Annotated in this window: 23 protein-coding genes; 19 read left to right on the top strand and 4 right to left on the bottom strand. The window is 41.4% G+C overall.

Annotation, left to right across the window (positions count from 1 at the left end; translation table 11 throughout):
- Positions 1 to 75: 75 nt before the first annotated feature.
- The 3 genes from rpsD to G610_RS0118095 all read left to right on the top strand — a co-directional run bounded on the left by rpsD (position 76) and on the right by G610_RS0118095 (position 2,367).
- Positions 76 to 669, top strand: a complete 594-nt coding sequence (gene rpsD / locus G610_RS0118105; RefSeq protein WP_026525894.1) for a 30S ribosomal protein S4 — start codon at positions 76 to 78, stop codon at positions 667 to 669.
- Between the two features lie 39 nt (positions 670 to 708).
- On the top strand, positions 709 to 1,671 hold the full coding sequence (locus G610_RS0118100; protein WP_026496983.1) for a DNA-directed RNA polymerase subunit alpha: 963 nt from the start codon (positions 709 to 711) through the stop codon (positions 1,669 to 1,671).
- A 159-nt stretch (positions 1,672 to 1,830) separates the two neighbouring features.
- The gene (locus tag G610_RS0118095) at positions 1,831 to 2,367 is read left to right on the top strand and encodes a bL17 family ribosomal protein (protein ID WP_026496984.1); all 537 of its coding nucleotides are present in this window, start codon (positions 1,831 to 1,833) and stop codon (positions 2,365 to 2,367) included.
- A 132-nt stretch (positions 2,368 to 2,499) separates the two neighbouring features.
- Here G610_RS0118095 and G610_RS21620 read toward each other — a convergent pair whose 3' ends face one another.
- The gene (locus tag G610_RS21620) at positions 2,500 to 2,694 is read right to left on the bottom strand and encodes a hypothetical protein (protein ID WP_035797967.1); all 195 of its coding nucleotides are present in this window, start codon (positions 2,692 to 2,694) and stop codon (positions 2,500 to 2,502) included.
- Positions 2,695 to 2,855: 161 nt separating this feature from the next.
- On the opposite strand from G610_RS21620, the gene G610_RS0118085 reads away from it, so the two are divergent.
- The 7 genes from G610_RS0118085 (at position 2,856) to G610_RS22865 (ending at position 8,627) form a co-directional block, all read left to right on the top strand.
- A complete protein-coding gene (locus G610_RS0118085) occupies positions 2,856 to 3,719 on the top strand; it encodes an energy-coupling factor transporter ATPase (RefSeq protein WP_026525893.1) in 864 nt (287 codons plus the stop codon).
- A gap of 55 nt (positions 3,720 to 3,774) precedes the next feature.
- Complete coding sequence (locus G610_RS0118080; protein WP_026525892.1) at positions 3,775 to 4,620, top strand: energy-coupling factor transporter ATPase; 846 nt, start codon at positions 3,775 to 3,777, stop codon at positions 4,618 to 4,620.
- Between the two features lie 51 nt (positions 4,621 to 4,671).
- Complete coding sequence (locus G610_RS0118075; protein ID WP_026525891.1) at positions 4,672 to 5,475, top strand: energy-coupling factor transporter transmembrane component T family protein; 804 nt, start codon at positions 4,672 to 4,674, stop codon at positions 5,473 to 5,475.
- Positions 5,476 to 5,529: 54 nt separating this feature from the next.
- Complete coding sequence (truA, locus tag G610_RS0118070; protein ID WP_026525890.1) at positions 5,530 to 6,306, top strand: tRNA pseudouridine(38-40) synthase TruA; 777 nt, start codon at positions 5,530 to 5,532, stop codon at positions 6,304 to 6,306.
- A 149-nt stretch (positions 6,307 to 6,455) separates the two neighbouring features.
- Positions 6,456 to 6,884 (top strand): 50S ribosomal protein L13, encoded by a 429-nt coding sequence (rplM, locus tag G610_RS0118065; RefSeq protein ID WP_026496989.1) that lies wholly within the window; start codon positions 6,456 to 6,458, stop codon positions 6,882 to 6,884.
- Between the two features lie 20 nt (positions 6,885 to 6,904).
- Positions 6,905 to 7,303: a 30S ribosomal protein S9 gene (rpsI, locus tag G610_RS0118060; RefSeq protein ID WP_026496990.1), complete on the top strand. Its 399-nt coding sequence runs from the start codon at positions 6,905 to 6,907 to the stop codon at positions 7,301 to 7,303.
- A 259-nt stretch (positions 7,304 to 7,562) separates the two neighbouring features.
- Positions 7,563 to 8,627, top strand: coding sequence for a DUF3795 domain-containing protein (locus tag G610_RS22865; protein WP_081667610.1), 1,065 nt, complete (start codon positions 7,563 to 7,565; stop codon positions 8,625 to 8,627).
- Between the two features lie 272 nt (positions 8,628 to 8,899).
- On the opposite strand, the gene G610_RS0118045 is transcribed toward G610_RS22865, so the two are convergent.
- Both G610_RS0118045 and G610_RS24050 read right to left on the bottom strand, forming a co-directional pair.
- The gene (locus tag G610_RS0118045; protein ID WP_026525889.1) at positions 8,900 to 9,454 is read right to left on the bottom strand and encodes a helix-turn-helix transcriptional regulator; all 555 of its coding nucleotides are present in this window, start codon (positions 9,452 to 9,454) and stop codon (positions 8,900 to 8,902) included.
- 6 nt (positions 9,455 to 9,460) lie between these two features.
- Entirely contained in the window at positions 9,461 to 9,523 is a 63-nt protein-coding gene (locus G610_RS24050; protein WP_442855678.1) for a hypothetical protein, read from the bottom strand.
- Here G610_RS24050 and G610_RS21610 point away from each other — a divergent pair.
- The 3 genes from G610_RS21610 to G610_RS0118030 all read left to right on the top strand — a co-directional run bounded on the left by G610_RS21610 (position 9,522) and on the right by G610_RS0118030 (position 13,138).
- On the top strand, positions 9,522 to 11,486 hold the full coding sequence (locus G610_RS21610) for an alpha-galactosidase (RefSeq protein ID WP_051198116.1): 1,965 nt from the start codon (positions 9,522 to 9,524) through the stop codon (positions 11,484 to 11,486). The genes G610_RS24050 and G610_RS21610 overlap by 2 nt on opposite strands.
- 9 nt (positions 11,487 to 11,495) lie before the next feature.
- A complete protein-coding gene (locus tag G610_RS0118035; protein WP_026525888.1) occupies positions 11,496 to 12,302 on the top strand; it encodes a Cof-type HAD-IIB family hydrolase in 807 nt (268 codons plus the stop codon).
- A 179-nt stretch (positions 12,303 to 12,481) separates the two neighbouring features.
- Positions 12,482 to 13,138, top strand: coding sequence for a C39 family peptidase (locus tag G610_RS0118030; protein ID WP_026525887.1), 657 nt, complete (start codon positions 12,482 to 12,484; stop codon positions 13,136 to 13,138).
- A gap of 92 nt (positions 13,139 to 13,230) precedes the next feature.
- Here the strand turns inward: G610_RS0118030 and G610_RS0118025 are convergent, their stop codons facing one another.
- Entirely contained in the window at positions 13,231 to 14,112 is an 882-nt protein-coding gene (locus G610_RS0118025) for a LysR family transcriptional regulator (RefSeq protein ID WP_026525886.1), read from the bottom strand.
- A gap of 114 nt (positions 14,113 to 14,226) precedes the next feature.
- On the opposite strand from G610_RS0118025, the gene G610_RS0118020 reads away from it, so the two are divergent.
- From G610_RS0118020 to G610_RS0117995, 6 genes are all read left to right on the top strand, one after another.
- Positions 14,227 to 14,451 (top strand): hypothetical protein, encoded by a 225-nt coding sequence (locus G610_RS0118020; protein WP_026525885.1) that lies wholly within the window; start codon positions 14,227 to 14,229, stop codon positions 14,449 to 14,451.
- 22 nt (positions 14,452 to 14,473) lie between these two features.
- Positions 14,474 to 15,475 carry an alpha/beta hydrolase gene (locus G610_RS0118015; RefSeq protein ID WP_026525884.1) on the top strand — a complete coding sequence of 334 codons (1,002 nt, stop codon included), beginning with the start codon at positions 14,474 to 14,476 and terminating at the stop codon, positions 15,473 to 15,475.
- A 37-nt stretch (positions 15,476 to 15,512) separates the two neighbouring features.
- Entirely contained in the window at positions 15,513 to 16,055 is a 543-nt protein-coding gene (locus tag G610_RS0118010) for a flavodoxin family protein (RefSeq protein ID WP_026525883.1), read from the top strand.
- Positions 16,056 to 16,067: 12 nt separating this feature from the next.
- On the top strand, positions 16,068 to 16,673 hold the full coding sequence (locus G610_RS23625; protein WP_026525882.1) for a cyclophilin-like fold protein: 606 nt from the start codon (positions 16,068 to 16,070) through the stop codon (positions 16,671 to 16,673).
- 90 nt (positions 16,674 to 16,763) lie between these two features.
- Complete coding sequence (locus G610_RS0118000; protein ID WP_026525881.1) at positions 16,764 to 17,567, top strand: protein-ADP-ribose hydrolase; 804 nt, start codon at positions 16,764 to 16,766, stop codon at positions 17,565 to 17,567.
- Positions 17,551 to 18,447 carry an SIR2 family NAD-dependent protein deacylase gene (locus G610_RS0117995; RefSeq protein WP_081667608.1) on the top strand — a complete coding sequence of 299 codons (897 nt, stop codon included), beginning with the start codon at positions 17,551 to 17,553 and terminating at the stop codon, positions 18,445 to 18,447. The genes G610_RS0118000 and G610_RS0117995 overlap by 17 nt, the downstream gene beginning before the upstream one ends.
- Positions 18,448 to 18,542: the final 95 nt, after the last annotated feature.

Genomic DNA, 18,542 nt, shown 5'->3' with positions numbered 1-18,542 from the left:
CTCGTTGGAAGAAGGCACATGTCTATAGTGCTGTAAACAACATCAGGATTTTCCTGAAAAAGAAAGGAGCCAATAATGGCAGTAAACAGAGTTCCAGTACTTAAGAGATGCAGATCCCTTGATTTGGATCCCACATTCCTTGGATATGACAAGAAGTCCAAGAGAACAAACAGCAGAGCAAACAAGAAGATGAGCGAGTATGGTCTTCAGCTTCGTGAGAAGCAGAAAGCTAAGTTCATCTATGGCGTTCTTGAGAAGCCTTTCCGTAACTACTACGACAAGGCAGATCGTCAGAAGGGTCAGACCGGTGAAAACCTCATGGTTCTTCTTGAGCGCAGACTTGATAATGTAATTTTCCGTATGGGCTTTGCAAGAACAAGAAGAGAAGCTAGACAGGTTGTTCTTCATAAGTTCATCACAATCAATGGTAAGGTTGTAAACATTCCTTCATACCTCATCAAAGCTGGTGATGTTATCGAGGTAAGAGAGTCAGCTAGAAACACTCAGAGATTCAAGGATATCGCTGAGATCACAAATGGCAGACTTGTACCCGAGTGGCTTGATGTAAATAAGGATAATTTCAGTGGTACAGTTAAAGAATTCCCTTCAAGAGATGTAATCGACGTTCCCGTTGACGAAATGTTGATCGTCGAGTTGTATTCTAAGTAATTTTAGGACACATAATAAAACCAAAAGGAGGGTATGTCCGTGTTTGATTTTGAAAGACCAAATATTGAAGTTGCTGAGATTTCAGAGGATAAGAAGTATGGCAGATTCGTTGTTGAGCCCCTTGAAAGAGGCTACGGCATCACACTTGGAAACTCACTCAGAAGAATTATGTTATCTTCATTGCCTGGAGCAGCAGTAAGTCAGGTCAAAATCGAAGGTGTACTGCATGAGTTCAGTTCTATTCCCGGCGTAAAGGAAGATGTTACTGAAATCATAATGAATATCAAGAATCTTGCTATTCGCAACAATTCTGAGACAAATGAGCCCAAGACAGCTTATATCGAGTTCTCAGGAGAGGGCGTTGTAACAGCTGCAGATATTCAGGTAGATCAGGATATCGAGATCACAAATCTTGATCAGGTAATAGCTACACTGTCCGGTAAGGATGCTAAGCTCTACATGGAGCTTACAATCACAAAGGGCAGAGGATATGTAAGTTCAGACAAGAACAAGCTTGCTGATCTTCCTATCGGTGTTATTGCTGTAGATTCAATCTACACACCTGTAGAACGTGTAAATGTCAGCGTTGAGAATACACGTGTAGGTCAGGTTACTGACTATGATAAGCTGACACTTGATGTTCACACAAACGGAACACTTGGCCCCGATGAGGCTGTCAGCCTTGCAGCTAAGGTCCTTAGTGAGCATCTTAGCCTCTTCATCGATCTGTCTGAGAATGCCAAGACTGCAGAAGTTATGGTAGAGAAGGACAATGATGAGAAGGAAAAGGTTCTTGAGATGAGCATCGATGAGCTTGAGCTCAGCGTTCGTTCCTTCAACTGCCTCAAGAGAGCCGGCATCAATACCGTTGAAGAGCTTACAAACAAGACTTCTGACGATATGATGAAGGTTAGAAACCTTGGACGTAAGTCACTTGAGGAAGTGCTTGCTAAGCTTGATGAGCTCGGACTTGCACTTAGAACAGGTGAAGATCAGAACTAAGATATTGTACTAATATGTGTTCGCTGAAGGTAAAACCGATGTGTACTGAGGCGGATTCTCATAGGTATAAACACAACATACCGAAAGTAAATCCAAAGAGTATTTTGGTATGCACCACAGCAGAGGGAACTCTGCGATTGAGAAAGGATGTAAATAATTATGGCAATGTACAGAAAGTTAGGCAAAGCAACAAAGCCTAGAAGAGCACTTCTTAGAAACCAGGTAACACAGCTTCTTTACAACGGCAAGATCGTTACAACCGAGGCTAGAGCTAAGGAAGTAAAGAAAATCGTTGAGCCTATCATCGCTCTTGCAGCTAAAGAGATGGACAACTACGAGACTGTAACAGTTGAGGCAAAGGTTGCTCGTAAGGATAAGGACGGCAAGCGCGTTAAGGAAGTTAAGGATGGTAAGAAGGTAACAGTTTATGATACTGTTCAGAAGGAGATCAAAAAGGATAAGCCTTCACGTATGCACGCTAGAAGACAGATCCTCAAGACTCTTTATCCTGTAACTGAGGTTCCTGCTGAGAAGGCTGGAAGAAAGAAGAACACAAAGCAGATCGACCTTGTTGATAAGCTTTTCACAGAGTATGGTCCTAAGTACGCTAGTCGTAACGGTGGTTACACAAGAATCGTTAAGATTGGTCAGCGTAAGGGCGATGCAGCTATGATGGTTGTTCTTGAGCTTGTATAAGTTTCATAACTATTAAATTTAAAAGACCTGGCTTTTTGCCAGGTCTTTTTACGTCTAAAAAAGTATTAGCCGATTTAATTGTCGATAGAAAGCATTGTTCGATTTAATCATCTATAGAAAGCACTATTCGACTTAATTGTCGATAACTTCTTCTGCTTGTGTGCTGTAGGCTTTATCCGGATGTTTTGCAGCATATTCCGCGAGAGTCTCTCCTCCGTTCATAACTCTGGCGATTATGGCACAAGCCGCAATCAGAACTATTATGATAATTAGTTGTTTAAAATAATCTCTAAGCATATGGTAATTGTAGCAGAATTCTGTTACCAATAAAACATTTTCATGATTATTAAAAGTAATCCGGCTAATATAGGAACTGATGACTCAAAAATATCATGAGATAGCTTAGTTGCGCTTGTTTTTAGCAACTTCATATAATAAAATGGATAGGATATACGACAAAAAGGCATAGTTACAGTAAAAGAGGAAAAATGAGCTCAGAAAACATGCTTAAAGCTGAAAATCTGACATTTGAATATATAAGGCGAGATGAAGAAGGCAACGTTGAAGGTATAACCACAGCCATTGATAATACAAGCCTTGAGGTTAAGCCCGGTGAGTTTATCTCAATACTTGGCCATAATGGCTCAGGCAAATCGACACTTGCCAAGCATTTTAATGCGCTTTTATCACCCACAGAGGGAACAGTTTGGGTTGACGGAATGGATACCATGGATGCAGATAATGTCTGGGATATCAGGCAGGAAGCAGGAATGGTTTTCCAGAACCCTGACAATCAGATAATCGGACAGATAGTTGAAGAGGATGTGGGATTTGGACCTGAAAATATGGGGATTCCCACTGCTGAGATCTGGGAGAGGGTAGAAGAGAGCCTTAAAACAGTAGGGATGTATGAATTCAGGAAGCACTCACCTAATCACCTTTCAGGTGGTCAGAAGCAGAGAGTATCAATCGCCGGTGTTATAGCCATGCACCCCAAATGTATTATTCTTGATGAACCTACCGCCATGCTCGATCCAAATGGACGAAAGGATGTAATCAGGGCTGCAAGAGCACTTAATCAGGTTGAAGGCATAACAATAATCCTTATCACTCATTACATGGAGGAAGTAATCTATTCTGACAGAGTTTTTGTAATGGATAAGGGACATATTGAAATGCAGGGTACACCAAGAGCGATATTTTCACAGGTGGACAGACTTAAAGAACTTAGACTTGGTGTTCCGCAGGTCACACTTTTAGCTTATGAGCTTAAGAAACGCGGTCTGAACATCCCTGATGGCATTTTAAGCAAGGATGAGCTTGTAAATGCCATTAAAGGACTTAGATATTAAAAATGAGCAAATGACGCCTTTAAAAGGGCTTTAATTATTAAATAGAGAGTATAAGATGTCAATTATTCTTGATCATGTAAATTACATATATGACGCTGATACCGCCATGGCACATACAGCCCTGAAGGATGTTTGCCTTCAGATACCTGACGGTCAGTTTATTGGGCTTATAGGCCATACAGGTTCAGGAAAATCTACGCTGATTCAGCACATGAACGGACTTGTTAAGCCTACCTCGGGATCAGTTTTCTTTGATGGCAAGGATATAAGCGATGATGATTATGATAAAAAGAAGCTTCGCGCCAGAGTAGGACTTGTTTTCCAGTATCCGGAGCATCAGCTTTTCGAGGTTGACTGCTTTTCAGATGTTTGCTTTGGACCTAAGAATCTCGGGCTTTCCAAGAAAGAAGTCGAGCTTAGAGCATATGAAGCTTTGAAACAGGTGGGACTTCCGGATGAGTATTTTTATCAGTCGCCATTTGACCTGTCAGGTGGTCAGAAAAGACGTGTAGCCATTGCAGGAGTACTGGCAATGAAGCCTGACGTTTTGATTCTTGATGAACCTACGGCGGGCCTTGATCCAAAGGGACGAGAGGAAATACTTGGACTTATTAAGAAGCTTCATGACACTATGGGCATTACGGTAATACTTGTATCTCACAGTATGGAGGATGTTGCTGATTACGTCGAGCGAATCATTGTCATGAATAAGGGAGAGGTTTTCCTTGATGATGAGCCCAAGAAGGTTTTTGCATATTATGAGGAGCTTGAAAAAATAGGTCTTGCAGCACCGCAGGTAACCTATGTCATGCAGGAGCTTAGTAAGGCCGGGATTCCGGTAAATACAGATGTTACCACCATAAAAGAAGCAGCTGATGAGATTATGAGAGTATTCGGATAGTTTGCTGCGATAAGATACATAAATTCCTGGAATTTGGAGAAATGAAACCAGATGCTAAGAGACATCACGTTAGGGCAATATTATCAGACTGATTCATGTATCCACAGACTTGACCCCCGTGTCAAGATAATGGCTACGTTACTGTTTATAATATCCCTTTTTATTATTGATAATTACATAGGATATGTTGTTGCCGCAGCATTTCTTATAATGGCTATAAAACTCAGCAGAGTGCCTGTAAAATTCATTTTTAAGGGCATGAAGGCTATTTATATGCTCCTGGTAATAACAATGGTCTTTAACCTTTTTTTGACGCCGGGAGAGCCGATATTTGAATTCTGGGTACTGAAGATTACAAGAGAAGGTATTAGGACAGCGATTCTGATGGGAATCAGACTGGTTTTTCTGATAACAGGTTCGTCTATAATGACGCTTACTACTACGCCCAATCAGCTTACTGACGGACTTGAAAAGCTTATGAATCCGTTGAAAAGACTGCATGTTCCGGTTCATGAGATTGCTATGATGATGGCGATTGCCCTCAGATTCATTCCAATTTTGCTTGAAGAGACTGACAAGATCATGAAGGCACAGATAGCAAGAGGAGCCGACTTTGAGAGCGGATCAATCATGAACAGGGCAAAAAGTCTTATTCCGCTTCTTGTACCGCTTTTTATTTCAGCTTTTAGAAGGGCAAATGACCTTGCTATGGCTATGGAAGCCAGATGTTACCGCGGCGGCGAAGGCAGAACCAAAATGAAGCCTCTTATCTATAAAAAGAGAGACGTTATAGCCTATCTTATAGTTATTTTGTACATGGCACTTTGCATTTTATTAGGGAAAATACTGTTCTGATAAATGGAAAAAGAAAATACTCATTTAGGAAGTGAAAATAAAATAGAGAAAGCAATGCCGGTAAAAAGAAGGATACTCCTCAAAGTAGCTTACGATGGCAGTGCGTACAGTGGCTTTGCATATCTTGAGAATGCCAATACCATTGAAGGAACCATCAACACAGCTATTGAGAAGCTGACCGGAGAAAAAACTGAGGTTATTGGAGCCAGTAGAACTGATGCCGGGGTACATGCCTATGGTAATGTGGTTGTTTTTGATACAGCTTCAACAGTCCCTGCAGAGAGTTTTTATATGGCGTTAAACAGTAAACTTCCTGACGATATAAGAATAATGGAATCCTTTGAGGTTCCGGGCGATTTTCATCCTAGAAAATGCATATCTGAAAAGACCTACGAATACAGAATACTCAATACTAAGCTACCTATCCCCACAAAAAGACTGTATTATTGGTATTGCAGCTATGATTTAGACGAAAAGCTGATGAATGATGCAGGAAAATACATGGAAGGTGAGCATGATTTTTCCAGCTTTTGTGCTTCAGGATCTCAGGCCCTTACTCATGTGAGAACAATTAAATCTGTCGATGTCGTTAGAGATGGTGATATAATTTCTATTAAAGTTGTCGGCAATGGATTCTTGTACAATATGGTGCGTATAATTGCCGGTACACTCATGGAAGTTGGCAGAGGGAAAATAGCTCCCGAAGCGGTAAAGGATATTATAGAAGCCTGCGACAGAACCAAGGCAGGACCTACGGCACCGCCACAGGGACTTTTTTTGGTAAAATATGAATTTCCAGATGGTTTCGTATTGACAAATTCGACAAAATGAGCATATAATATATGACTGTGTGACGATAATCGCTGAATTATCCCGGTAAGTAATGAGGCGTGCATCATATATCATATAGCGGATGGATCAGGTGAAGGGTCCTTCGCACCAGAGTTTTTACTTATTAACTGGTTATGGAGGTAATAAATATGAAGACATATATGCCTACTGCTTCTACTGTTGAGAAGAAATGGTATGTTGTAGACGCAACTGATATGACACTCGGTCGTCTTGCTTCTAACGTAGCTAACGTACTTAGAGGAAAGAACAAGCCGATTTATACACCTAACATTGATACAGGTGATTATGTAATCGTTATCAATGCTGATAAGATCAAGGTTACAGGTAAGAAGATGGACCAGAAGATGTACTGGCACCACACTGATTACGTTGGACACCACAAGGAGTTCACTCTTCGTCAGATGATGGAGACACACCCGGAGCGTGTTATCGAGCATGCTGTAAAGGGAATGCTTCCCAAGGGTTCTCTTGGCAGACAGATGTACACAAAGCTTCATGTATATGCAGGTCCTGAGCACGAGCACGCAGCTCAGAAGCCTGAAGTACTTACATTCTAATCTGAAAGGAGAATTTGAAAATGGCTAAAGCAGCAAGTTTCTATGGCACAGGTAGAAGAAAGAAGTCTATCGCCAGAGTTTATCTTACACCCGGTAAGGGAAATATCACTATCAACAAGAGAAACATCGATGAGTATCTTGGACTTGAGACTCTCAAGGTTATTGTTCGTCAGCCTCTCGTTCTTACAGAGACACTTGACAAGTTCGATGTTAACGTAACAGTTCGCGGTGGCGGCACAACAGGTCAGGCTGGTGCAATCCGTCACGGTATCTCAAGAGCACTTCTTCAGGCTGATGCAGAAGAGTACAGACCTGCACTTAAGAAGGCTGGATACCTTACACGTGATCCTAGAATGAAGGAGAGAAAGAAGTACGGTCTCAAAAAGGCTCGTCGTGCTCCTCAGTTCTCAAAGAGATAATCTTTCGAGATTCAAAAAGAATTTACAAACCTCAGAAACTCAGTGTTTCTGGGGTTTTTCTTTTATCTATAATTGTATTCAGTTGTGGTGAACCGCAGAAAATTTTGTACCGTAATGGTCCCTGGGGACAGGGTTAGTGGTCCACTTTTGGGCTTAAAGATTAAGGATAAGGCTTGCCTATTTTAATATGACTTTATTAAAATGTAAGAAAGAACAATGGAATAATAATGCTGGATTAACCGATGAGAGAAGATAGATTATGGACAAATCATGGTCAGAAAACAATAAAGAAATACAGAAATTGCTGACGAAGGAAGCAACCTTTAAAGATGCTATAAAGAAGCTTTTGGCTTTCCGCGAGGAAATGTTTGAGCAGATTACTCAGATTGTGAGTGGATACCCGGATGAGGCCTTTGCCAAAATGCCTTTTGTGGGTGCAGATGGATATCACAGTAAAACCCTTGCCTATTCTATCTGGCATATTTTCAGGATTGAAGATATAGTTGCCCATGAGATGATAGCAGGGGATAGTCAAATCCTTTTTACAAATGACTTTCATAATCGCATTGGCGCACCTATTATTACTACGGGTAATGAACTTCAGGGAAACGAGATTGCAGAATTATCAGAAAAACTGAATATTAAAGAACTATATCTGTATGTAAAAGCTGTAAAGGAGTCTACGGATCAGATTCTTGGAAATCTGACATACAAGGATTTAAAGCAAAAATTCGGCGGCGATGTAAAGGAAAAACTTATCCAGAGTAAATGTGTCAGTGAGAATGAGAATGCCTTTTGGCTGATTGATTACTGGTGCGGAAAGGATATAAAAGGACTGATTCAGATGCCATTTAGTCGTCACTGGATCATGCATATCGAAGCCATGCGCCGCATCAAGAATAAACTCTGCAAGATAGTACGAAAGGGTGTTGATCCTGTTGCTTATTGTGGCTTTTCCTGTAATCACTGTTTCCTTTCAGAGTGGTGCGGATCCTGCAGAACGAAGTACAATGTCTGCTCTTTTGCTACCTGTGCTGAGGACAGAATATGTCCGAATGTTAAATGCTGTAAGGAAAAAGATTTGGACGGATGTTATGAGTGTGATGAGCTCGAAAAATGCAATAAAGGATTCTATATTCCATCAAATGACGGAGCAAATGCAGCAAAGGCTCAGGCATTATATATAAGGAAATACGGAAAGAAAGAGTTCTTAAAGGTTCATGACAGACTACATGAGAAGTATGACTTCCAAAAGACACAGGAAGTTTTGGGACAGGATTATAAGGAAGGACTGAGAATTCTGGAGGAAAGCTATATGGAATAAGGAATGTGGAAAAGGGAGTTCAAGTGTGGACACCCTTTTTGATTACATATAAAAACACGCATTGCGAGTGATGAAAGCCTGCTGCAGATGAAGGCTTTATATTACTGTCAAAAGAACTGTAAGTGGATTCAAATGAATACTGATTCTTTGCTTAAATTGAGATTGTGAATGCGATACATGGCGGATAAAAGACATAAAAAGCATAAAACACTGTTGGGGGATAGGCAGTATTGGGACAAGTGCTGGAAAGAAGAAAATGCACAACTTACAGACTAGTTGGCTAATGCAGCGGAACCATTTTCTCTGTAGCTACTGGGAGAGCAACCTGTGTGCTTTTTAAATGCCTTGGAAAAGGTAAAGATATCAACGTAACCAACAGCGTTACCTATATAACTTATGGAGAGATCTGATTCCCTCAGCATCTTCTGGGCTGTCTGCATGCGATAAGTCTGCAGATATCCTTTTATTGTATAACCTGTGGCATCATGAAAAAGGCGAGAAAGATAACTTCTGTTAAGACCGCAGATACCTGCGATATTTTCCATGGTAATCTGTTCTGAAAATTTCAGCTGTATATATTTGATCACGGTTCGCATATATTTTAGCTGCTGGCTTTCTGCTGATGCTTCGTCGATATGGCTATGTTCTTTTCTCAGGAAATCCATCATTTCATAAATCTTTGCGATGCAATAGTATTCCCTTTCATAGTTTTCAAATATCTCATTGATTGATGCGCCAAAAATATCATCCCTGCTATTTGGCGATGAAACATCAAGGACCGGACTGTTTTCTCCAAGACCAATTTCCTTAAGGAGTGCAAGAAACACCGTCCCTCATATGTGAAGCCATCTGTAGCTCCAGGGTGTATCTTTGTCAGCTTCATAGTACGCAGAAATGCCGGGAGGTATAAAAAAATCTGATTTTCACGGATATTATGTGTCTTATCCCCTATCTTCAGTATCCCCTTACCGGCGAGGACATGCGGAGAAAGATAAGGTTGACACTCTGAAGATATATCTTGAAGATAAGGTGGCAAAGGTTCTTGTTGTATTGTCATACCAGGTATTTGAGGAGAAAGATATTATTTCAAGATATTCTGTCATAAGAAATGAGTCTGACGCAGATATCTTTTTAAATAAAGCAGCATCTGCCTGTCTGGACCTAATGGGAAAGGATCTTGACCTTATTCATTTTCACGGTCGCCATGCTTTTGAAAGACAGCCTGAGAGGTGCAGGGTCGGACATGAGATTCACAGGATAAGTTCGAAGAGGGGAACCAGCAGTCACCACAACAATCCTTTTGTGATCCTCTGTGACAGGAATACGGACGAGTGGCAGGGTGAGAGCTATGGAATTATGTTGATGTACTCGGGAGAGCACGCCGAGGAAGTGGAAAAAGATCAGGCCGGAACAATCCGCGTTGTGAGTGGAATCTCGGATGATCACTTTTTGTGGAAACTCTGCGAAGGGGAAGAGTTTGTGACGCCTGAGGTAATGCTGGCATTTACAGATAATGGGCTCTCAGAGCTTAGCTTACGCTTCCACAGGATCATCCGTGAAAATGTATGCCCTAAGGAGTTTCGCGATATCAAGCGCCCGGTCCTTATGAATAACTGGGAGGGTACCTACTTTGATTTTGATGATGACAAGATAATGGATATAGCCGACAGTGCCAAAGAAGCGGGCTGTGAGATGCTGGTCCTTGATGACGGCTGGTTTGGAGCAAGGTATGATGATCACGCGGGACTTGGAGACTGGGTAGTTAACAGGGATAAGCTAAAGAAGGGCATGGATGCCATTGCTGATCATGTAGAGAGCCTTGGCATGAAATTTGGCCTGTGGTTTGAGCCGGAGATGGTCAATGAGGATTCTGATCTTTACAGGGCACATCCCGACTGGGCGCTCACTGATCCCGGCAGAAAGCCGGTGATGGCAAGAGATCAGTTGGTGCTTGATATGTCAAGGCCTGAGGTTATAGAATATTTGTATGAGAGTATATCAACGGTGTTTAGGAGTGCTAAGATATCCTATATCAAGTGGGACTTCAACAGATCACTGTCAAATGTCTTTTCCAGAGGGCTCTCCGCAGACAGGCAGGGAGAAGTTGCCCACAGGTTTGTTCTCGGTTCATACAGGCTGATGGAGAGATTAAGGGAGAGTTTCCCTGATGTGATGATTGAGGGATGTTCGGGTGGCGGCGGAAGGTTTGATGCCGGAATCCTGTTCTACTCACCTCAGATATGGTGCTCTGACAACACTGAGGCGATCAATCGTCTGAAAATACAAAAGGGCACAACCTACGGTTATCCGGTGAGTACGATCGGAAGTCACGTGTCAGCTTCGCCCAACCACCAGACCGGCCGCGAAGTACCGCTTATGACAAGAGCAATTGTTGCGATGGCGGGAACCTTTGGCTATGAGCTTGATCCGAGGACACTCAGTGCAGACGAGAAGGCAATGATCCGCCGGCAGATAGACGTTTTTAACAGATATTATGATCTGATACAGAGGGGAATGTACCTTCGCCTGTCAGATGAACTTGACGAAGAGTACTACACATCCTGGGGATTTGTGTCAGAGGATAAGTCCGAGGCGCTTCTTAATCTGGTGGTCACCGATGTGAGAGCCAATCCGGAAGTTATATACATTCGCATGAGAAATCTTGATCCTGAAGCAATGTATGAGGTCGATAACTGTATCTCATCCTGTGAGAAGGTTCCGGAAAATAATGTGGGAGAGAAAGCAGATGTAATCGGACAGGTCTTTAGCGGAGCTGCATTAATGAATGCAGGATATGCTTTTGAGCCCATGTTTGGTTCATACCCGGCGATACAACTTCATTTTAGAAAGAAATGTTAAGAGACATCAATGGATTTCAAAATAGTTTTTTCAGATATAGACGGAACAATTCTAAACAGTGAACATAGAATGCTTAAGGGCACACTTGATGCAATATTTGCCCTAAAGAAAGCCAATATCCCTTTTGTCATTGCGACAGCAAGAGGACCATCCGGAGTACGGCCGATTTTTAAAAGATACGGGTTTACCTGCCCGATGATCTGTTATAGTGGGGCGCTTATCATTGATGAAAACGATAAGATAATGTACTCGGAGGGATTTGATGCCAATGAAGCGAGGGATATTATTTCTTATATAGAGGCGGAGAAGATTGACTGTACATGGAATATCTATTCAGAAGAATTGTGGATTGTAAATGACAGGAATGACCGACTGGTCCGCGCAGAAGAGGAAATCGTTGAGGTCTGTGCAACAGAGGGCGGCATTGAGCTTCTTCCAAAAGATGCAATCATAGGAAAGCTCCTTTGCATATGTGAGCCTGAAGCAATATGTGGTATAGAAAATGAATTGAAAAAGAGATTTCCAAAGCTGTCGATAGTTAAATCCTCAGATGTTCTTCTTGAGATCATGGGAAAGGGTATTACAAAGGCCGACGGAGTCAGGCGAGTATGCTCGTATATGAACATTCCGCCGGAGAAAGCGGTTGCTTTTGGTGATCATTTTAATGATGCAGAAATGCTACGATCTGTAGGATTCCCTTTTCTGATGGGAAATGCTCCGGAGGAATTGAAGAAGGAATTCTCGTGTGTGATCGGAAGTAATGATGACGAGAGCATTTCAGAAGCCTTTAGGAGTATTGGCCTATTATTGGAGTGAGGGAGATGACAGTGTGGATAGAGCTCATATGTCATAACTTTCCATTTCATTTTTCTCACAGATATATTTAATGAGTAGGTAGATATAGGTATAATTATAAACAGTTGCTACAAAGAAAAAATTTAAGTATTTTTGAATAGATTAACTTTCAGTATTATACGCGACAGAGGAGGCATCATTTGAAAAAGGCAATTCGCGTTATTCTCATTTTTATAGCACTGATTATTATTGTGCTGGCGGGACTATTGATAAAGTTACAGATTCAGACAGAAAGAATCCTTACTGATTATTCATCTATATATATAGATGATAAATATAGTGCTCCGGTTTATGTTGATGGAGTAGAAGTAATAACTCAGGATGTTTCCTGTGGTTATGCCTGTATTGAGATGTTTTCTGCATGGAATGGGGGAAATCTGACAGAAGAGGAGCTGTACAATGAATATGGTAAGGTTATAACCTCAACAGGAGATAAGTTCTGCGAAGAAATGAACAAGCGCTTTCCGGAGTACACTACGTCCATCCATAAATACATGTCAAACACGGAATTGATAGATGCAGCTTATGAAAATCTGGCAAGAGGAGTACCTGTGCCATTTGAGTGGGCAGCTAAGTATGGTGATGTGTGGACTCTTCATTACTCCTTGCTCGTAGGGATGGATATACCTAATAACAAGATAACTATAGCAAATCCTTATGGCTATGTTGAGGAGATATCCATAGACGAATTTCTGCAGAGAACAAGCTTTGAAGCCTATGAAAACATGCAATTTTATTTCAAATTAGCATTTGCTATAGGCATGTTTGAGAAAAACACAATCTTTACAGTACAATGAAGATTAAGCTTTAACTTTCAGTTAAATGTATGAGTACAATGAACATTTTGTATCTGCATAAAACCGGAAGATAGAACGGGAAGAGAATTTTGCTACGGTTTATGGAACGATGTTTTGATCTGTGTAAGGAATTTTTCAGCTATGGGAGTAAAAGAAGGATATTTATTCCAAATCAGATACAACTCGGATGTCTGTTTAGGTGAAAGGGGACGAAAAACAAGCCCGCTCTCTTTGGAGCAGTCGATCAGATGCTCAAAGGTTAGCAGGATCCCAAGCCCTTCCTTTGCAAACATGGAACCGTTATAGGACAGACGGAAAGAGCCCTCAAGATGAAGCTTGTCAAAACTATCCTTTGCCCATTGAAGAATTTCGTTGTTCCAGCTTTGTTCAGAGCAGAATAATGGCCTACCGATAAGATCCTTTACTCTAACGGACTTCTTCTTGGCGAGAGGGTGATCAGCAGGCATGACAGCTCCCCAGACATCGGCTTCCGGAAATTTCAAGTAATCGTATTTTACAGAGTTTGGCTTTTCACATAATACCGCAAAATCAAGCAGGCCTTTATCAAGTTTTTCCGTCACCTGCTCGGTATCTCCACTGGTGATATGGTAGGTAAAACCGGGATATCGGTTCTTTAACTTGTGGATTTCTTTTGCAAGATGCCGTATCTGAAAGCTTTCTGCCAGTCCAAAATAGATATCCCCGCCGGTGATATCGTCAAGGGTGATGAATTCCTGTTCTATACGGTCGGCCATGGCGATGAGATCTTCCGCACGGTCGCGAAGAAGCATCCCCTCATCCGTCAGGGATATGCTAAAGCTGTGACGTGTGAACAACTTCTTTCCCAGTTCATCTTCGAGTGATTTTAATGTTTTTGAAAGCGTAGGCTGTGTGACATGAAGCATGTCCGCAGCCTTTGTCATATTCTCTTCCCTTGCGACGGCAAGGAAGTATCGCAGGCTTTTGATCTCCATAGAATCCTCCAGTTCACAATGCATGACATTCCATTTTGGAATATCACGATATTCATTTTATTCATTAGCGAAGAATTCGTCAAGTAAATATAATGAGGATACGAGGTAGGACAGATGGAAGTAAAAACCCTGATAGAAAATCTTACAGACAGTGGATGCTCTGCGGAAGGAACAAAGAGAGCAAAAGCACTTTACGAAGCCGGAGATATGGACGGGCTCGTAAAGTATCTTCGAAAATGTCGATGTGATCTGGTGGAGGAAATGCACGACAGTCAGAGGAAGGTTGATAGGATGGACTATCTGATCAGACAGACACAAAAAGAAGCGGATAAACAGTGATAAGAGAACGGAGGATGCAATCATGATCAAAAAGGAAGAACTGAAACTGGTAACTGAATGGGACAAAACATTCCCTATGAGCGATAAGGTAGATCACAGCAAGGTGACCTTTGTGAACCGATATGGGATAACACTTGCGGCAGATCTGTATGTACCGGGGGATAAAGAGGGCAGACTTCCCGCAATCGCAGTATGCGGTCCCTTTGGTGCAGTTAAGGAGCAGTGCAGTGGATTGTATGCGCAGACCATGGCAGAGAGAGGCTTCCTGACAATAGCGTTTGATCCTTCTTTTACCGGAGAAAGTGGCGGGAATGTAAGATATATGGCTTCCCCGGATATCAATACTGAGGATTTCATGGCGGCGGTTGACTTTCTTTCCCTGAATGACAGAGTTGATCCTGACAGGATAGGGATCATAGGTATCTGCGGCTGGGGCGGAATGGCGATCAATACGGCGGCACTTGATACGAGAATAAAGGCAACCGTGGCATCCACCATGTATGATATGACCAGGGTGAACGCAAAAGGTTACTTTGACAGTGAGGACAGTGAAGAGGCACGTTATGAGAAGAAGAAAGCTATGTGTGCTCAGAGGTTGGAGGATCTGAAATCGGGTGATTATAAGCTTGGTGGTGGAGTTGTCGATCCGTTGCCTTCGGATGCACCTTTCTTTGTTAAGGATTACCATAGCTATTACAAGACCGATCGTGGATATCATGCAAGAAGCCTTAACTCTAATGGTGGTTGGAATGTGACCGGATGTGAGTCTTTCATAAACCAGCCCATCCTGAAATATTCAAACGAGATCAGAAGTGCAGTATTACTTGTCCATGGAGAAAAGGCACACTCATGTTATTTCTCAAAGGATGCTTATGCAGATATGATTAAAGACAGCAAGTATGCTGATAATAAAGAACTTATGATAATCCCTGATGCGGTGCATACAGATCTATATGATGGCGGAGATAAGGATTATATTCCTTATGACAAGCTGGAGAGCTTCTTTAAGGAGAATTTAAAGTAATGATAACGGTGGAAGAAATAATAAAGGATGGGATGATATGAGTAAAGTGTTAGTGATTTCTACAAGTCTTCGAGCAAAGAGTAATTCCGATATACTTACGAAAAAGCTTATAGAGGGAGCAAAAGCTTCAGGTCATGATGTGGAACATATAAGCCTGAAAGGGAAAAATATCAGTTTCTGTATAGGATGTCTGGCCTGCCAGAACACTCAGAGATGCATCATTAAAGATGATGCTGTTGAAATTGCAGAAAAAGTAAAGAATGCAGATACCCTGGTTTTTGCAACACCAATCTATTACTACGAGATGAGCGGACAGATGAAGACTCTTTTGGATAGGCTCAATCCGTTGTATCCTTCAGACTATAAGTTCAGGAATGTATATATGCTATCTGTTGCAGCTGAGGATGAAGAGTTCGTACCTGAAAAGGCAATTAGTGGACTCCAAGGGTGGGTTGACTGTTTTGGAAAGGCAGAATTTACAGGGTCCTTATTCTGTGGAGGAATAGGTGATATGGGCGAAGCTTCAGGTAAAAAAGAGGAATTAAGTGAAGCCTATGAGTTTGGAAAAACATTAAAATAAAGGAAGTTTGCGATGAAAACGAAATTGATTATGATGACACTCTGTGTGTCCATGATGCTTTGTACCAGCGCATGCTCAGGTGATACTAAGACACCATATGAAAACTATGATTTGAGCGCTGCCATTTCTGAATCAGAAGATATAGAAGCAGAAAGTACAGAGGAAATCGTTTTATCAGAAGACGTAAAAACATATCACACAGAAGAAACTGATAATCAAGCTGTTGAGAGTGACACTTCTTCTGATGATACGGGTATTGGAGAAAAAACTATGATAATGAAAATTGGTGATAATAAAGTAAATGTAGATTGGGAAAATAATCAGGCAGTAGACGCGCTGCGAAATATGGTTGAAAAAGGCGATGTCATAATTCAGATGTCAATGTATGGCGGATTTGAGCAGGTGGGATCTATAGGTCAGAGTCTTCCAAGAAATGACAAACAGACGACAACATCATCAGGGGATATAGTTCTTTATTCAGGGAATCAAATGGTTGTGTTCTATGGGTCTAATAGCTGGTCATACACACGGTTAGGTCACATATCTGATAAGGATGAGGCTGGCATGACTGAGTTGCTTTCAAATGGCGATGTTACAATAACTATTAGCATGGGATAGGGATTATTAAAGTGGAAATATATTGGTACAAAAACGGTGGCTACAAGTCGAAAGATTAATAGTCACTATTTTTTTAGAAGGAGGTGGAATATGTCAAAGAATACAACACAGGAAGAACGTCTTGATTATCTCGTAGAAGAGTTCAAGGCAGATTCTGCTGAATATAAGGAATTACAGACTCCAAATAGTACGGAAGATAAAAGACGAATCTTAAGGTCGCTTATGAACATCCGTATGCCAAAAGAATTGTCCTCTGAAGTAATGAAAGTACAGGATGAATATTTATTAGAGAGAGCGGCTGAAAAGGGTGTGGTGAATTTGTCTGACATCCCGGTTATCAGGGACGGATTATCCATCTGGCAGGGTGATATTACGAGACTTTCGGTGGATGCTATTGTTAATGCCGCTAATTCGAAGATGCTGGGCTGCTTTGTTCCAATGCACACCTGTATAGATAACTGTATCCATACTTTTGCAGGAGTGCAATTAAGAGCTGAGTGCAACAGGCAGATGAATGAACTTCGAATCAGATATGGAAGAGATTATGAGCAGCCGACCGCCGTTCCAATGCTCACTGATGCGTATAATCTTCCGGCAAAGAAAGTTATTCATATAGTAGGACCAATTGTACAGTACGGGCTTACTCCGGAATTGGAAAAAGATCTGGCGGATTGCTATAAAAACACTCTGGATATGTGTGCTGAAAATAGCTTGAAGAGCGTTGCTTTTTGCTGTATTTCAACAGGAGTATTTCATTTTCCTAACAAAAAAGCAGCTGAGATTGCCGTTAAGACTGTGTCAGAATGGCTTCGTGAAAATCCTGGTAAGGTAGAAAGAGTGATATTCAATGTTTTCAAAGATGAGGATAAGGCCATTTATGAAAAACTTATATGATGAGCAAATAAAAAGGCTTTTGCATGAAATCAAAGAAGCAGACGCAATTGTCATTGGTGCAGGAGCGGGACTATCAACATCTGCTGGCTTAACATATAGCGGCAAGCGTTTTGAAAAATACTTCTATGACTTTGCCAAAAGATTTGGAATAAGAGATATGTATTCAGGTGGTTTCTATCCGTTTCCGAGCGAAGAAATACGCTGGGCCTGGTGGGCGAGACATATTTATTTTAACAGATATATTGATGCTCCAAAGCCAGTGTATAGGGATATTCTTAAGATGGTTTCCGATAAGGATTATTTTGTTATCACAACAAATGTAGATCACCAGTTTCAAAGAGCAGGTTTTGACAAGAAAAGACTGTTCTATACTCAGGGTGATTATGGTTTATTTCAGAGCGTGAATCCTGCTATTCAGAAAACCTTTGATAATGAAGAGTGGGTAATGAAAGCTATGGAAGCACAAGGTTTTGTAAGAGATGATCAGGGAGTATTTCAGGTACCGGTTGATGGTAAGCTACTGATGGAAATTCCTTCTGAGCTGATTCCAAAGTGTCCTGATGACGGCTCTGATATGACTATGAATTTGAGAGCTGATGATTCTTTTGTCGAAGATGAAGGATGGCATAGGGCATCTGCAGCATATTCTGATTTTATTCGCAGACATGAGAATCTTCATGTTCTTTATCTTGAATTGGGAGTAGGAGCTAATACGCCCGTAATAATAAAGTATCCGTTCTGGCAGATGACGCTGGCAAATGAGAAAGCGGTATATGCCTGCTTAAATTATGGCGAAAGCTATTGCCCGGAGGAAATTGCAGATAGAAGTATATGCATTGATGGTGATATAGGAGAAGTATTTGAGACGCAGATTCTTTAAATGTCTGCAAAATGTGGTTGTAAGATAACTCGGGAATACAATGTATGAAAAAAGACAGCGCAAGAAGCTGGAAGAGAGAATAAGTAACTAATGAT

Source organism: Butyrivibrio sp. MB2005, from assembly GCF_000424285.1.
In the GTDB taxonomy this organism is placed as follows: domain Bacteria; phylum Bacillota; class Clostridia; order Lachnospirales; family Lachnospiraceae; genus Butyrivibrio.
This window is presented reverse-complemented; position numbering and strand designations above follow the sequence as displayed.